This window comes from Pseudomonas sp. H26/SER47-MNA-CIBAN-0231, assembly GCF_040310465.1.
GTDB classification, from domain to species: domain Bacteria; phylum Pseudomonadota; class Gammaproteobacteria; order Pseudomonadales; family Pseudomonadaceae; genus Aquipseudomonas; species Aquipseudomonas atacamensis.
In genome coordinates, this window is record NZ_JBEOPW010000003.1 from 215109 (window position 1) to 229892 (window position 14784).

The following is a 14784-nucleotide window of genomic DNA, read 5'->3' on the forward strand; positions in this document are numbered from 1 at the left end:
ACCTATGAAATGGCTCAGCAATGGCTCTTACAACGGACCAATAGCCTGCCTAGGATGCAGGCATTCGCCAAGGAAAATCTGTCCATGTACACGCCACGCGCCTTTGCCATCGAAGACTTGTCCCAACTGCACGAACTGATCCTCGCCACGCGCCTGGCCATTCTGGTCAGCCACGGCGAAAGCGGCCTGCAAGCCAGCCACGTGCCGGTGCTGCTGCATCGCGAACAGGGCGAATACGGCACGCTCTACGGCCATCTGGCCAAGGCCAATCCGCAGTGGAAAGACCTGCGTGACGGCGCCGAGGCCATGCTGATCTTTGCCGGACCAGATGCCTACGTCAGCCCAAGCTTGTATCCGAGCAAGGCCGAGCACGGCAAGGTCGTGCCGACCTGGAACTACATCGCCGTGCACGCCTACGGTCAGGCCGAGACCTTCAGCGATGGCGGCCGCTTGCTCGACATCGTCAGCACCCTCACCGACCGTCACGAGGCAGGCCGTGCCCAGCCGTGGTCGGTGGACGATGCGCCGGCCGACTACATCGACACCATGCTCAAAGCCATCGTCGGCTTCGCCATTCCCATCGACCGCCTCGAAGGCAAACGCAAGCTCAGCCAGAACCGCAGCGCCGAAGATATTGCCGGGGTGCGCGAAGGCCTTGCCGCCAGCCCCGACGCCAACGATCAAACCCTCGCCAGCCTGATGCGCTAAGGAAATCCGCATGACTCAGATCGACATTCGCCCGGTCAGCGCCAAGGACCACGCCGCTTGGCTGCCGCTATGGCAGGCGTACCTGCGCTTCTACAACACGGAACTGCCGGACGCTGTCACCCAAAGCACTTGGCAGCGTTTTCTCGACCCGAATGAACCGACCCACGCCGCCCTCGCCTGGGCTGAAGGCAAAGCGCTGGGCATGGTGCATTACATCTATCATCGCTCGAACTGGAGCATCGAGAATTCCTGCTATCTGCAGGATCTGCTGGTGGTGCCGGAAGCCCGTGGCACCGGTGTCGGTCGGCTGTTGATCGAGCATGTCTACGCTACCGCCAAGGCTGATGGTTGCTGCAAAGTCCACTGGCTGACCCACGAAACCAATGCAACGGCGATCCAGCTCTACGAGCGCATTGCCGAACGTCCGGGATTCATCCAGTTTCGTAAAGCCCTTTAAGGAGACGCGCACATGACCGCTTCACTCGCTGACTGGAAAGGCGTCCCCGCCCCCTCCGCCACCCTGCTCGAAGGCCGTTTCATACGCCTGGAAAAACTCGACCCGGCGCGTCATGGCGATGAGCTTTACGCCGCCCTCGAAGGGCCGGGTGCCGATCCGAAGCTTTGGGATTACTTGCCTTACGGGCCGTTTCGCGAGCGCAGCGCGTTCAACGACTGGCTGAACAATCATGCGGCCAACAGCGACCCGTACTTCTTCAGCGTCATCGACCGTGCGACTGGTCAGGTCCAAGGCATCCTCAGCCTGATGTCGATCGTTCCGGCGCAGGGCCGCATCGAAATCGGCCACGTCACTTTCGGTGCGCCAATGCAGCGCTCGCCGAAAAGCACCGAGGCGGTGTACCTGCTGGCCAAGTATTCGTTCGAGCTGGGTTACCGGCGCCTGGAATGGAAGTGCAACAACGGCAACGCCCGCTCCAAATACGCAGCCGAGCGTCTGGGCTTCAGTTTCGAAGGGGTGTTTCGCCAGCACATGGTGGTCAAGGGGCAGAACCGCGACACCGCGTGGTATTCGATTCTGGATGCGGAATGGCCGGCGATCGGTGCGGGATTCGAGCGCTGGCTGAGCGATGAAAACCAGACGCCTGATGGCCAGGTGAAAGGCTTGGCCGAGTGCCGTAGCTGATCGTCACAAAGCCCCTGTGGGAGCGAGCCTGCTCGCGAAGGCGCTGTGTCAGTCACTGAAATATTGACTGACTGACCGCTTTCGCGAGCAGGCTCGCTCCCACAATTGGCGGGGCTTTTCTTAACGACGCAGTTCTTGCGCCAGCACCGCAATGTGCTCCGGGCCGATCCCGCAGCAACCACCCAGATGACTGGCGCCGCGCTGTTGCCAGTCCAGCGCCCAGTGCAGATACCCAGGCGGATCGAGATCGTCACGCAACGGGTCGAGCCCGTCGTTGGCCGTGGCTTCTTTCGGTTGCGGAGGAAACGCGTTGGCATACGCGCCGATGTTGATCGTGACGCCGAGACGCTCAAAGGTTGCGCGCGCCGCGTCGATGGCCGCGCCAATCACTTCCGGCTGACTGCAGTTGAACAGCAGGGTTTCGACGCCAAGTTCAGCCGCCAGCGCAGCCGCTTCGGCTACCGGCTCACCGGAGCGCAGGCGCGGCACTTCATCGGTGTCTTCATCCTTGAGGGTGAACGACAGCCAGAACGGTTTGCCGTCCTTCGGCAACCCGGCGTGAATGGCCCGCGCCTCAATAATCGAACTCTGGGTTTCCGCCAGCCACAGATCAACATGCGGGGCCAACCCATTGACCAGCGGCGTCAGCAGCTCGGTCACGCGATCCGCTTCGAACAGATCCGGACGATACGAACCAAACAGCGGCGGCAACGAACCGGCAACACGCACTGACTTGCCGGATGCCTGCACCGCCCGCCGTGCCAACTCCCCCGCCAGTGCCGCAAGCGCCTGGCCTTCAGCCGCAAATCGCGCTTCGCCAATGTGAAATGGCACCACCGCGTAACTGTTGCTGGTGATCACGTCGGCGCCGCTGTTGATGTACGCGGCATGCACCGCCTCGACCGCCTGCGGCGCTTCACTCAGCGCCAGTGCCGACCACTCCGGTTGGCGAAACGGCGCGCCGGCGCGTTGCAACTCGCGTCCCATGCCGCCGTCGAGAATGACCCTGTTCGCTGCGCCCATATGCTTTTCACTCATATGCTTATGAAAATAACTCACTATCAGAGTCGTTCTTATAACTATTTAATACGCACCACTCAGTTAATAACAACCTCTTTTTTCAACAGGAAGCGACTGTGAAACTCCAACCGCTATTGGCCCTGGGCCTGACCATTCTGGCCTCCACCCAAGCCTTCGGCGGCGCGACGCTGGATCGTGTCGAACAGAAAAAAGAGCTGGTCGGCGTGCTCATGGAAAGCTATCCGCCCTTCTCGTTTCTCAATGAGCAGAATCAACTCGACGGTTTCGATGTCGACGTTGCCAAAGCGGTGGCGGACAAGCTTGGCGTCAAACTGCGTCTGGAAACGCCGTCGTGGGACGTGATCGCCGCCGGCCGCTGGAGCGGGCGCTACGACATCTGCATCTGCTCGATGACCCCGAGCAAGGCCCGCGCAGAAGTGTTCGACTTCCCGGTCGAGTACTACGCCTCGCCAGCGGTAATCGTGGTCAATGCCAAGGACGAGCGCATCCACAGCGCCAAGGACCTGAGCGGCAAAAAGGTCGGCCTCACCAGCGCCTCCAGCTACGAAAGTTATCTGAACAAGAACCTGGTCATCGAAGGCGCCGAGGATACGCAGTTGCAGTATCCGTTCGAGGATGTGCAGATCGCTCCGTACGACACCGACAACGTCGCCTTCCAGGATCTGGGCCTGGGCGCCGGCGTGCGCCTGGATGCGATCCTCACCAATCTGGTCACCGCGCAGCCGCGCCTGAACCAGGACCAGCGCTTCAAACTGGCCGGCGAACCGCTCTACTCGGAACCCAACTCGGTGGCCATCGAAAAGGGTGACCCGCAGTGGGACGCCAAGGTGCGCGAGGTGTTCGCACAACTGAAACAGGACGGCACCCTGAGCAAGCTGTCGCAGAAATGGATCGGCGCCGATATCAGCCAATGACTTCCTTTCCGACCCCGCCCCAGCCACCGCAACCGGTGGCTGAAACACGCCTGCAAAAGCTCTTTGGTTTCCGAACGCGCCTGTACCTGACGTGGGCGGCGCTGTTCTGCCTGTTTGCCGGATTCTTCCTCAGCTTCGACCTGAAGTTCGCGATCATCCTCGACAAGCTGCCCAACCTCGTTGGCCTGAAGCTGGCGCCGAACGGCTTCCTGCAAGGCGCAGCGCTGACGCTGTTTCTCTGCGCATGCTCGATCATCGCCTCGTCGCTGCTCGGTTTCATCACCGCGCTGGCGCGCCTGTCGAACAGCGCCGTCGCATTTGGCATCGCCAGTTTCTACACCTCGTTCTTTCGCGGCACGCCACTGCTGATCCAGATCCTGCTGATCTACCTCGGCTTGCCGCAACTGGGCATCGTCCCCGGCGCCATCGTCGCCGGCATCATTGCCCTGTCGCTGAATTACGGCGCCTACCTGAGCGAAATCTTCCGCGCCGGCATCCTCGGCGTCGATCACGGCCAACGCGAAGCATCCCTGGCGCTTGGCCTGCGCGAAAGCGTGATCTTCTGGCGCATCACCCTGCCCCAGGCCATGCGCACGATTATCCCGCCGACCACCAACCAGTTCATCTCGATGCTCAAGGACTCGTCGCTGATCTCGGTAATGGGCGTCTGGGAAGTGATGTTTCTCGCCCAGTCCTACGGGCGCTCAAGCTATCGCTACATCGAAATGCTCACCACGGCGGCGATCATCTACTGGCTGCTGTCGATCGGGCTGGAGCTGATTCAGGCACGGATGGAGCGGCATTACGGCAAGGCGTATGTGCGCCGTAGTTGAGGTGCATTCAAATGGTGTCCCGGCGAATCCGCACTACGCCCATTTTCATGCCGAACGGGCGGAACACCGCGTTCAGCGACTTCAGGGTCTGATTGCCTTCGCCATGTTCGATATGCACCAGCGTGCGCACAGAAATCTTGCACATCTTCGCGAACTGGGACTGATGCAGACCGGTGACTTCGACCCGTAAACGGCGCACGGCGTCACCGATTTCCAGAGTGCCTTCGGCCAGTGATTGCTGAATGCTTTCGATGAGCGCCGTGCGCTCGAGGACGGTCAGACTCATTGCAGGTCCCACTCTTTCAAACGTTGCTCGAGGTTTTTCAGATGAACGCTCGGGTGATTCATGGTTCTGGCGGGCAAACCGCTGGCCGCAAGAATATCCGGCAGTGCGGTCAGACGGCGGGCATCCGCGCGCAGGCCTTCGAACAGCGCCGAGGCATCCAGCCCCGCCAACGAATCGTGCGGATCTGCGCTATCGGCCAATACGCGGCAGACACCTCGCCAATCGACATCGCCCGCCCGCTCCAACTCTCTTGGCCATTTGGTCGTACGAGTCACGCCTTCGTCATCCATGACCATCGGGGCGAGGTCATAAATCGGCGCGAGCTGGAAAGCGTTCTCTTGCCGGATGATCGCCGTGTTACGACCGTGGTTATCTGAGTTTCCGAGGATTTTATTGATCAGGTCGCGACGCAGATAATCGGCGACGAGGCCGGCAATCTGGCTGGCCTGACCCGCTTTGCGCCAGAGCCCGGCGAGCATGCGGATCACTTCCAGATGATTCATGGCGCTGCCTGGCGTCGTCACTTCTGCCAGCGAATAAATCGATTCGACGGCAAAGCGCGACACCGCCCCATCTTTCACTTGTCGATCAAAACGCCGCATCCACAAACTCGGTTTGTTCGCCTCTTCCAAGGCCAGGCCTTCTGCCGCGACCGTTTCGATGCCCAATGTTTGCAGCGCTTTGTAGTAATGGAATTCGCTGCGCAGGATGTCCTGGTCGGTCTGCCCGCCCCTGTTTCTGGCGAATTTCACAAACCAGTGCTGTCGCACTTCTTCATCGTCCAGTACCGCATCGGGATACAGAAGCCCGGCGCTGTTCTCTGCCAGTAATAGCTTCGGAGCTTCCCCACCTGCCCCCGTCGCGCCACCGATGGCCGCGCCCAGCTCGTAGACATATTCAAGAAAGCGGTTGTCGCGGCTAATGACCTCCTCGCGCTTGAATCCGATCGGCTTCCTCTCATCGACTGCTTCCGCCGATTCCTTTATTCGCATGTTGCCAATGGGAGCCGGTGTACTGCGACCCAGCAGAAACAGATCGGCGCTGATCTCGGCGGGTCTTTCCTGACCCAGGCGGGCGAGCAGAAACCGCTTGGCTGCGCCTGCCGGTGCGATGTCGTGGACAAAGGCCGGCGTCTTCGCGCGCCGACCTTCCCAATCCAGCGGATACAGGGCACTCACCGCTTGGGAAAAAGCCGACCCGATCAACTCGATGTTTTCCACCAGATAGTCCGCTTCATAGCCAAAACTGCAGCGGCTTTCGAAGCCTTTTTCCGGATCATCGAAGTCAAGAATCATCGCGTCGTGCCATTGCCCGGCGGTGAAGATCTGGATTGTCAGGTTGTACATGTTGATTCCGTATGCATTTAAATGCAGCTCAACGAGAAAAAACTATTCATGCATGCAATATAGTGCATCCAAGCAGTTTCACGCGCCGGAATATCTGCAACAAAATGCAGATTTGCATTCCCATGTGGCCGTCTGAACGCAAATTAATGCAGTTAAGCGTCTGACGTGCCGCTGGTTAAGGTTCTTCAACGGTAGAAAGCCGTAGGAAAAAGAACAGCCACCACTGCGCAAAATCTCTGATTTGTGAAAACCAGTGAGGATTTTCTACACAACGATCCGATGTCGCCTGCGTGGATGCGGGAAGCGGCCGACATCGGTTTTTTTCAGGCAGCAATAGAGTTGGATTTTCTCGATACGGAAATCGAACCTGATGCCCACTCAACACCTATTCGCACCAAAACACCTGGCTCTGGCTATTTCACTGGCGCTGGGTGGCGTAGCGCTGGCTAACGCCGAGCAGTCCACTGAAGCAATCGAGCAGCCCCCAAACATGGAAACGACGGAGCAGCCCGAAGCCAACCCCAAGCAACAGGCGATGGAACGGCTCCAGGGTTTTCTCACTGACGCGAGCACGGTACCGATCACCTTCACGACACCGGAAACCGTGTTCAAAGGGACTGACGTCAACGACTTGATTACCCTCACAGACGGCGCAAGCTTCACTGGCCGGCTGGATGGCGGCAAGGGCGATAACGTGTTGTTTCTGAATGCTGCGGATGGCGGCGCGTTGAACGACACGCGCAACTTCAATGGGTTATTCGTCGCCCAAGGCAACTGGACGCTGAGCTCAAAGGGTGATTTTCATGAAGGCGTTCTGGTCAACAGCGGTGGGGCACTGACCAACCTTGGCAGCATCAAGGGTGATGTGTATGTCCAGAATGGCGGCAGTTTCGCCGGTAAAGGCACGGTGGGAAATCTTGAGGTGGGTGGGCTGCTCACCGTCAATGCAGCGCTTGGCGCACCTCGAGTGAAGGGTAATTTGCACTTGGCGCCTGGTGCCGAATTGGCTTACGAGGTCACTCCCGCTGGTGGTCAGACGATCAAGGTCGATGGCACAGCTCAGCTTGACGGCGCCACCCTGAAAGTCGTCGCGGCGGGTGAATATCCGCAGAGCAGCCAATACAAAATCATCGAAGCCCGTGAGGTGAAAGGCGAGTTTGGCCGGATCGAGAACGATCTGGCGTATATGACGGCCACGGCTCAATACAACAAGAAATCGGTTGGGCTGACTTACGCTCGCAATGATGTAGCACTTGAAAGCCTCGCGCCTACGGAAAACGCAGCTGCACTTGCAGGCAGTATTACCGGGCAGGAAGCATTAATTGCTACTACTGCACCGACCTCAACACCCACTTCGCCAATGCCCGCTTCAACTCCTACGGCAGCGGTCATCGCAGTGCCAGTGCCAGTCCTGACCTCGGTTGCAGCCCTGATTGAAGACTCCGCGCCAGCGACCTCATCGATACCAAACGAAATCTTGACTGCGCAAACCAGCGAAGCCGCCGCCCAGCCCGTGCCTCAACTTACAAAACCTGCTAACGCGGCAGTAGCCGCACTGCTGACCAGCGATAAAACCACCGCGCCCATCGCCCTCGATCAACTTGCCGCAGGCAGCAATGCCAACCTCGCCAAAGCCACGCTGAGCAGTATCACGCCGGTCAGTACGAGCATGCTTTCGGCAATGCGGCAGCTGGACAATCATTCCGCCTCGACCTTCGGCTCGCGCAGTTCACCGCGTCAGGCCGCAGGCAACGAAGATTCCGGGCAGGTGTGGATTCAGGCGCTGGGCCACGGCGGCAAGGTTGATCGCGACGCTGACGGTATCCTCCAACATGCCACGCAAGGGCTGGTCGTGGGCGCTGACTGGCGACTCGATGAGCACTGGCATGTCGGCCTGCTTGGCGGCAAATCGCAGACCAAACTCGATGCCCGCCAGTACGACGGCGACCTCGACAGCTGGCACCTCGGCGCCTACGCCATGCGTCAGGATGGCCCGCTGTCTTTGCGCCTAGGTGCGACCTACGCCAGCCATGACGGCAGCAGCACACGGCGGGTAGCGTTCAAGGGTTTCAGCGATCGTCTCAAGGGCAATTACGACGCCAATACTCAACAGGCATTCGCCGAAGCCGGGTTCAATCTGGGCCGGGATAGCGTCACCCTCGAGCCCTACGCCAGCCTCGGCTATCAGCGTTATCAACGCGACAGCTACAACGAAAAGGGCGGCGACGCGGCACTGAAAGTCTACGGCCAGACCCGCGACAACTTCAGCAGCACCTTTGGCCTGCGGCTTGCGCAGATCAATACGCTGGATAACGGCATGCATTTGACCCCGCGCTTGAGCGCAGGCTGGAAACATACCTTCGGCGCGATCGACAGCGACACCCGCCAGCAACTGCGCAAGGGCGGCAAGCGCTTTGAAGTGACCGGGGCGACACTGGATCGGAACAGCCTCGCGGTGGATGCGGGGCTCGACCTTGGTCTATCGGCGGCGCACACACTGGGCGTGGGCTTAACGGGTGAGCTGGGTAATGACAGCCGAACGTATGGCGTGGCGGGTCAATGGCGCATGGCGTTCTGATGCATTAAGCACGCCTCCTGTGGGAGCGAGCCTGCTCGCGAAAGCGCTGGATCATACAAAGATGCTATTGGCTGACCTGGAGCATTCGCGAGCAGGCTCGCTCCCACATGTGATCCTTGGCAATGACCTGACAAGGTCGAAAATCACAGGCAAAAAAAAGGGGAGCACATGCTCCCCCGAGGTTTAAAGCGTTGGATCGCGACTGTTATCTCAGCCTTCGATCTCGATGAGGATTTCGCCCGGGTTGACCCGGTCGCCCTTGGCCACATGAATCGCGGCAACCTTGCCGGCAATGGCGGCCTGGACTTCGGTTTCCATCTTCATCGCTTCGGTGATCAGTACCGCCTGGCCAGCCTTGACGCTGTCGCCCTCCTTGACCAGCACATCGACGATGTTGCCGGGCATGGTGGTGCTGACATGGCCTGGTGCCGAGGCCTGTTTGCGTTTGCTGCTGCCGCCGCCAACGAATTCGTTGAGCGGTTCGAACACCACTTCTTCCGGCATGCCGTCGATGGACAGATAGAAGTGGCGCTTGCCCTCGGCCTTGACGCCGACACCGGTGATATCGACGCGATAGGTTTCGCCGTGGACGTCGATGACGAACTCGGTCGGCACGCCTTCGCCGCCCGCCGAGGCAACCGCGCCCGCTTCCGGGATTGGCAACAGCACTTCCGGCGTGAGGGTGCCGGCGGCGCGTTCTTCGAGGAATTTGCGGCCGATGTCCGGGAACATGGCGAAGGTCAGTACGTCTTCTTCGGACTTGGCCAGTGCACCGATATCGGCACGCAGCTTGGTCATTTCCGGCTTGAGCAGATCGGCCGGGCGCACGTCGATGACGTCTTCGCTGCCGATCGCCTGACGCCGCAGCTTTTCATTCACGACGCCCGGTGCCTTGCCGTAGCCGCCCTGCAGATACAGCTTCACTTCGTTGGTGATGGTCTTGTAGCGCTCGCCGGCCAGTACGTTGAAGAACGCCTGGGTGCCGACGATTTGCGAGGTCGGGGTCACCAGCGGCGGGAAGCCGAGGTCTTCACGTACGCGCGGGATTTCTGCGAGCACTTCGCCCATGCGGTTCAGAGCGCCCTGCTCTTTCAACTGGTTGGCGAGGTTGGAGATCATCCCGCCCGGCACCTGGTTGACCTGCACACGGGTGTCGACGGCGGTGAATTCGCTTTCGAACTGGTGGTACTTCTTGCGCACGGCATAGAAGTACAGGCCGATTTCCTGGAGCAGTTCCAGATTCAGGCCGGTGTCGTACTCGGTGCCCTTGAGCGCGGCGACCATTGATTCGGTGCCCGGGTGGCTGGTGCCCGAGGCGAAGCTGGAGATCGCGGTGTCGATGTGGTCGGCACCGTTTTCGATCGCCTTGAGCTGGCACATGGCGGCTAGGCCAGCGGTGTCGTGGGAGTGGATGAACACCGGCAGCGACTGCTCGGCTTTCAACGCGCGCACCAGTTCACCGGTGGCATACGGGGTCAGCAGACCGGCCATGTCCTTGATCGCCACCGAGTCGCAACCCATGGACTCCATTTGCTTGGCCTGGGTGACGAAAGCATCGATGGTGTGCACCGGACTGGTGGTATAGGCGATGGTGCCCTGTGCGTGTTTGCCGGCAGCCTTCACCGCTTCGATGGCCACGCGCAGGTTACGCACATCGTTCATCGCATCGAAAATGCGGAACACGTCGATGCCGTTCACCGCTGCTTTGGCGACGAAGGCTTTGACCACGTCGTCGCTGTAATGGCGATAGCCGAGCAGATTCTGCCCGCGCAGGAGCATTTGCAGACGGGTGTTGGGCAACGCCGCACGCAGTTGGCGCAGGCGCTCCCACGGGTCTTCCTTGAGAAAGCGCACACAGGCGTCGAACGTCGCGCCGCCCCAGCATTCCAGCGACCAGTAGCCGACCTTGTCGAGCTTGTCGCAGATCGGCAGCATGTCTTCGGTGCGCATGCGGGTGGCGAGCAGCGATTGGTGAGCGTCGCGCAGGATGGTGTCTGTTACGAAGATTTTCTTGCTCATTCTTGTATTCCTCACAGGCCTGCGTGGGCGGCGATGGCGGCGGCGATGGCCAGGGCCAGCTCTTCGGGTTTGCGCTTGATCGAGTAGTTGGTCAGTTCCGGGTGGCTTTCAACGAAGCTGGTGTTGAACTGGCCGCTACGGAACTCCGGGTTGCGCAGGATTTCCTGGTAGTAGGCGGCGGTGGTCTTCACGCCCTGCAGACGCATGTCATCAAGGGCACGCAAGCCACGGTCCATCGCCTCTTCCCAGGTCAGTGCCCAAACCACCAGTTTCAGGCACATCGAGTCGTAGAACGGTGGAATGGTATAACCGGTGTAAATCGCCGTGTCGGTGCGCACGCCCGGGCCGCCGGGGGCGTAGTAACGGGTGATCTTGCCGAAGCTTGGAAGGAAGTTGTTCTTCGGGTCTTCGGCGTTGATACGGAACTGCAACGCAAAGCCACGGTGCTGGATGTCTTCCTGCTTTACCGACAGTGGCAGGCCGGAAGCGATGCGAATCTGTTCGCGGACGATGTCGATGCCGGTGATTTCTTCGGTGATGGTGTGTTCCACCTGCACCCGCGTGTTCATTTCCATGAAGTACACCTCGCCCTCGGCGAGCAGGAACTCCACGGTGCCGGCGTTCTCGTAGCCCACAGCCTTGGCCGCACGCACCGACAGGTCGCCGATGTAGGCGCGCTGTTCCGGGGTCAGTTGCGGACTCGGCGCGATTTCGATCAGCTTCTGGTTGCGGCGCTGGATCGAGCAGTCACGCTCGAACAGATGCACGACGTTGCCGAAGCTGTCGCCAAGGATCTGCGCTTCGATGTGCTTGGGATTGACGATGCATTTTTCCAGGAACACTTCCGCCGAACCGAACGCCTTGGTGGCTTCGGAGATGACACGAGGGAAGTTCTGTTCGAGTTCTTCGCGGCTGTTGCAGCGACGGATACCGCGACCGCCACCACCGGAGGTGGCCTTGAGCATTACCGGGTAACCGATGCGGTCGCCCTCAACCAAGGCTTCTTCGATGCCGGAGACGTTGCCCTCGGTGCCGGGCGTCACCGGTACGCCGGCCTTGATCATGCTGCGCCGCGCTTCGGTCTTGTCGCCCATGCGCCGGATGACTTCCGCCGACGGGCCGATGAATTTGATGCCGCGCTCAGCGCAGATTTCCGCCAGCTCGGCGTTTTCCGACAGGAAACCGTAGCCGGGGTGCAGCGCATCGCAGCCGGTTTCCACGGCGAGGTTCACCAGCTTGCGCGGGTTGAGGTAACCGGCCAGTGGCTCGGCACCGACGCTGTGGGCCTCGTCCGCACGCTTTACATGCAAGGCATGGCGATCGGCATCGGAGAAAATCGCAACCGAGCGAATGCCCATTTCGGCGCAGGCTCGTACGATGCGTACGGCAATCTCACCACGGTTGGCGATCAGGATCTTTTTTATCACTTGGAGGTTCCCTTGAGCCGGTGGCACCACGACCTGCTGGAGCCAGGTCGACGCGTGACCAAATGTTTCAATTCAGTCGCAGGTCCACACTAGCGCTGCTGAGGGATTAACAAAAATGAATAAAAATTGGGTCAGGCATAAGTAAACACTTATAGTCGGAACAACCGTGTGCCGTGAGAGCCTGAATAAAATGCGTAAGTCATTGATGCGTATGACATTGCGTCAGTTGCAGATCTTTAATGAGGTGTGTGATTTACGCTCCTACAGCCGCGCCGCCGAGGAAATGTCCCTCACACAACCGGCCGTGAGCCTACAGATTCGTCAGCTGGAAGAGCTGATTGGCCAGCCGCTGTTCGACTATGTCGGCAAAAAACTCTACATGACCGAGGCGGCGGAAGCGCTCCAACGTGCCAGTCGCGACATTTTCGGGCGGCTGGAAAACCTCGATATGCAACTGTCGGACATGCAGGGTTCGCTGCAGGGTCAGCTGAAACTGGCAGTGGAATCGAGCGCCAAATATTTCGTGCCGCATCTGTTCGCCGCGTTCAAGCGCCAGCATCCGGAAGTCAATTTGCAGCTGACTGTGGTCAACCGTGGCCAGGTCATTCGCCGCCTCTCGGACAACCGCGATGATCTGGTGATCATGTCGATGGTGCCGCAGGACATGGGCCTGGAATTCCTGCCGTTCCTCAACAATCCGATTGTCGCCGTCGCGCGCCCGGATCATCCGCTGGCGCACATGGGCCCGCTGCGCTTGCAGGATCTGGAACCGTATACGCTGCTGATCCGCGAGCCGGGCTCGGGCACACGTCTGGCCTGCGAAGAATATTTCAAGGAAAAGCGCGTGCACTTCACCCAGACCCAGGAGGTAGCCTCGGCCGAAGCCCAGCGCGAATGCGTGGTGGCGGGTCTGGGCCTGGCGTTGCTGACGCGCCACGCCCTGAACCTGGAGCTGGCGACCGGCGGCCTGGTCGAGCTGCCGGTCGAAGAGTTGCCGCTGCTGCGCAGCTGGTGTCTGGTGCAGGCCAAAGCCAAGCGGCTGTCACCGGTGGCGCACGCCTTCCTGGCGTTTATCCGCAGCGAGCGGGCGCAGATTATTGCGTTGGTTGAGCGCTTCGACGGGAAGCTGCGGGGGTCGCCTGCCAGTGCGTGATTTCGGGAAAATCGCCGATCTCGGCCTGAAGCTGGCGAAGTTCGAAGCGATCTTCGATTGCGCGGCGAAATTCCATGCGGCGCTGGTCTTCCTGCTGACGACGGGTTTTCGCGGCGCTGTTGCGTTCTTCGTAGGGCTGAGCCATTTCGATTCTCCCAATGCGAGTACGGGAGTTTCACGATAGGCGTGGGGGATGACGATTTGGCTGCGCGGGGATGACAATGTGATGAAATGTGCGCAGGAATGTGATTTTTTGGAGGGCGCTTTCGCGAGCAGGCTCGCTCCCACATCTGATCCCGTTATGACCCAGAATTTATGTTCTCAGGAGATCCCCTGTGGGAGCGAGCCTGCTCGCGAACAAGGTCGGAACGACCTTGCTCAGTCATCCAGCGCTTTCACGGCTTTTGGAGACAAACGCAAACTGCGCAGACTGCGCTTGACGCTCTTGAGGTGATTGACCAGGCTCGGCCCGCGCGCCATGGCCACGCCCATCGCCAGCACGTCGATCACCACCAGGTGGGCGATTCGCGAGGTCAGCGGCGTATAGATCTCGGTGTCTTCGTGCACATCGATCGCCAGATTGACGGTCGACAGTTCGGCCAACGGCGTCTGGCTCGGACACAGGGTGATCAACGACGCCCCGCTTTCGCGAACGAGGTTAGCGGTGATCAGCAAATCCTTGGAGCGCCCCGACTGGGAAATACAGATCGCCACATCGGTAGGCTTCAGCGTCACAGCCGACATCGCCTGCATGTGCGGATCGGAATACGCCGCTGCGGTCAGCAACAAACGGAAGAACTTGTGCTGTGCATCCGCGGCCACCGCACCGGAAGCACCGAAGCCGTAGAACTCGACACGCTGCGCCTGGGACATCAGCGTCACCGCGCGCTGCAGCTCCACCGGATCGAGCTTCTCGCGCACTTCCATCAAGGTGTGCAGCGTGGTGTCAAAAATCTTCAGGCTGTAGTCGGCGACGGAGTCGTCTTCGTGGATCGCGAACTGGCCGAAGCTGGCGCCGGCGGCCAGGCTTTGCGCCAGTTTCAGTTTGAGATCCTGAAAGCCGGAACAACCGATCGCGCGGCAGAAACGCACGATGGTCGGCTCGCTGATGCCGACGCTGTGAGCCAGGTCGGCCATGGAACTGTGCATCACTGCCGCAGGGTCAAGCAGCACGTGGTCGGCGACCTTGAGCTCCGACTTGCGTAACAGGTGACGTGACTGGGCGATGTGTTGCAGCAGATTCAAGGGGCTGGACTCTTCTTGTGGGCAAGGATGTAGCAAGCTTGTAGTTATACTACATGAATGGGCATTTTGCCTGCTCAATGCGTAACTCGATGT

The 14784-nt window shown here is 59.9% G+C and carries 14 protein-coding genes; 7 read left to right on the top strand and 7 right to left on the bottom strand.

Going from position 1 to position 14784, the window contains the following annotated elements; genetic code table 11:
* Positions 1 to 84: 84 nt before the first annotated feature.
* Genes AAEZ10_RS06315 through AAEZ10_RS06325 form a run of 3 tightly spaced genes read left to right on the top strand, consistent with a single transcriptional unit; the run spans position 85 to position 1849 of the window.
* Complete coding sequence (locus AAEZ10_RS06315; RefSeq protein ID WP_073471070.1) at positions 85 to 708, top strand: FMN-binding negative transcriptional regulator; 624 nt, start codon at positions 85 to 87, stop codon at positions 706 to 708.
* Between the two features lie 10 nt (positions 709 to 718).
* The gene (locus tag AAEZ10_RS06320; protein ID WP_243241266.1) at positions 719 to 1165 is read left to right on the top strand and encodes a GNAT family N-acetyltransferase; all 447 of its coding nucleotides are present in this window, start codon (positions 719 to 721) and stop codon (positions 1163 to 1165) included.
* Between the two features lie 12 nt (positions 1166 to 1177).
* A complete protein-coding gene (locus AAEZ10_RS06325) occupies positions 1178 to 1849 on the top strand; it encodes a GNAT family N-acetyltransferase (RefSeq protein WP_207807591.1) in 672 nt (223 codons plus the stop codon).
* A gap of 120 nt (positions 1850 to 1969) precedes the next feature.
* Here the strand turns inward: AAEZ10_RS06325 and AAEZ10_RS06330 are convergent, their stop codons facing one another.
* Positions 1970 to 2872: a homocysteine S-methyltransferase family protein gene (locus AAEZ10_RS06330; protein WP_073470869.1), complete on the bottom strand. Its 903-nt coding sequence runs from the start codon at positions 2870 to 2872 to the stop codon at positions 1970 to 1972.
* 113 nt (positions 2873 to 2985) lie between these two features.
* Between AAEZ10_RS06330 and AAEZ10_RS06335 the strand changes: the two genes are divergently transcribed.
* Positions 2986 to 3804: an ABC transporter substrate-binding protein gene (locus AAEZ10_RS06335; protein ID WP_110644543.1), complete on the top strand. Its 819-nt coding sequence runs from the start codon at positions 2986 to 2988 to the stop codon at positions 3802 to 3804.
* On the top strand, positions 3801 to 4637 hold the full coding sequence (locus tag AAEZ10_RS06340) for an amino acid ABC transporter permease (RefSeq protein ID WP_071171375.1): 837 nt from the start codon (positions 3801 to 3803) through the stop codon (positions 4635 to 4637). The genes AAEZ10_RS06335 and AAEZ10_RS06340 overlap by 4 nt, the downstream gene beginning before the upstream one ends.
* Positions 4638 to 4644: 7 nt before the next feature.
* Here AAEZ10_RS06340 and AAEZ10_RS06345 read toward each other — a convergent pair whose 3' ends face one another.
* Complete coding sequence (locus tag AAEZ10_RS06345; RefSeq protein WP_071171374.1) at positions 4645 to 4923, bottom strand: helix-turn-helix domain-containing protein; 279 nt, start codon at positions 4921 to 4923, stop codon at positions 4645 to 4647.
* On the bottom strand, positions 4920 to 6269 hold the full coding sequence (locus AAEZ10_RS06350; protein WP_350568457.1) for a HipA domain-containing protein: 1350 nt from the start codon (positions 6267 to 6269) through the stop codon (positions 4920 to 4922). Before AAEZ10_RS06350 ends, AAEZ10_RS06345 begins: the two co-directional genes overlap by 4 nt.
* A 370-nt stretch (positions 6270 to 6639) precedes the next feature.
* On the opposite strand from AAEZ10_RS06350, the gene AAEZ10_RS06355 reads away from it, so the two are divergent.
* The gene (locus AAEZ10_RS06355; RefSeq protein WP_350568459.1) at positions 6640 to 8847 is read left to right on the top strand and encodes an autotransporter outer membrane beta-barrel domain-containing protein; all 2208 of its coding nucleotides are present in this window, start codon (positions 6640 to 6642) and stop codon (positions 8845 to 8847) included.
* Between the two features lie 210 nt (positions 8848 to 9057).
* Here the strand turns inward: AAEZ10_RS06355 and oadA are convergent, their stop codons facing one another.
* On the bottom strand, positions 9058 to 10866 hold the full coding sequence (gene oadA, locus AAEZ10_RS06360; protein WP_122705493.1) for a sodium-extruding oxaloacetate decarboxylase subunit alpha: 1809 nt from the start codon (positions 10864 to 10866) through the stop codon (positions 9058 to 9060).
* 11 nt (positions 10867 to 10877) lie between these two features.
* Entirely contained in the window at positions 10878 to 12293 is a 1416-nt protein-coding gene (locus AAEZ10_RS06365) for an acetyl-CoA carboxylase biotin carboxylase subunit (RefSeq protein WP_024014853.1), read from the bottom strand.
* 190 nt (positions 12294 to 12483) lie between these two features.
* Between AAEZ10_RS06365 and AAEZ10_RS06370 the strand changes: the two genes are divergently transcribed.
* The gene (locus AAEZ10_RS06370; protein ID WP_071171371.1) at positions 12484 to 13446 is read left to right on the top strand and encodes a LysR family transcriptional regulator; all 963 of its coding nucleotides are present in this window, start codon (positions 12484 to 12486) and stop codon (positions 13444 to 13446) included.
* Here AAEZ10_RS06370 and AAEZ10_RS06375 read toward each other — a convergent pair.
* Positions 13388 to 13591 carry a PA3496 family putative envelope integrity protein gene (locus AAEZ10_RS06375; RefSeq protein ID WP_083386923.1) on the bottom strand — a complete coding sequence of 68 codons (204 nt, stop codon included), beginning with the start codon at positions 13589 to 13591 and terminating at the stop codon, positions 13388 to 13390. The two genes, AAEZ10_RS06370 and AAEZ10_RS06375, sit on opposite strands and share 59 nt — an antisense overlap.
* A 233-nt stretch (positions 13592 to 13824) precedes the next feature.
* Positions 13825 to 14691: a transcriptional regulator HexR gene (hexR, locus tag AAEZ10_RS06380; protein WP_007962240.1), complete on the bottom strand. Its 867-nt coding sequence runs from the start codon at positions 14689 to 14691 to the stop codon at positions 13825 to 13827.
* Between the last annotated feature and the right edge of the window lie 93 nt (positions 14692 to 14784).

What these genes read in the sequence shown, in the direction of transcription:
- AAEZ10_RS06350 (WP_350568457.1), bottom strand. Translation starts at nt 6,269, where the DNA reads ATGTACAACCTGACAATCCAGATCTTCACCGCCGGGCAATGGCACGAC.
- AAEZ10_RS06355 (WP_350568459.1), top strand. Translation starts at nt 6,640, where the DNA reads ATGCCCACTCAACACCTATTCGCACCAAAACACCTGGCTCTGGCTATT.
- AAEZ10_RS06325 (WP_207807591.1), top strand. Translation starts at nt 1,178, where the DNA reads ATGACCGCTTCACTCGCTGACTGGAAAGGCGTCCCCGCCCCCTCCGCC.
- AAEZ10_RS06345 (WP_071171374.1), bottom strand. Translation starts at nt 4,923, where the DNA reads ATGAGTCTGACCGTCCTCGAGCGCACGGCGCTCATCGAAAGCATTCAG.
- AAEZ10_RS06340 (WP_071171375.1), top strand. Translation starts at nt 3,801, where the DNA reads ATGACTTCCTTTCCGACCCCGCCCCAGCCACCGCAACCGGTGGCTGAA.
- AAEZ10_RS06375 (WP_083386923.1), bottom strand. Translation starts at nt 13,591, where the DNA reads ATGGCTCAGCCCTACGAAGAACGCAACAGCGCCGCGAAAACCCGTCGT.
- AAEZ10_RS06370 (WP_071171371.1), top strand. Translation starts at nt 12,484, where the DNA reads ATGCGTAAGTCATTGATGCGTATGACATTGCGTCAGTTGCAGATCTTT.
- AAEZ10_RS06320 (WP_243241266.1), top strand. Translation starts at nt 719, where the DNA reads ATGACTCAGATCGACATTCGCCCGGTCAGCGCCAAGGACCACGCCGCT.
- AAEZ10_RS06315 (WP_073471070.1), top strand. Translation starts at nt 85, where the DNA reads ATGTACACGCCACGCGCCTTTGCCATCGAAGACTTGTCCCAACTGCAC.
- oadA (WP_122705493.1), bottom strand. Translation starts at nt 10,866, where the DNA reads ATGAGCAAGAAAATCTTCGTAACAGACACCATCCTGCGCGACGCTCAC.
- AAEZ10_RS06330 (WP_073470869.1), bottom strand. Translation starts at nt 2,872, where the DNA reads ATGGGCGCAGCGAACAGGGTCATTCTCGACGGCGGCATGGGACGCGAG.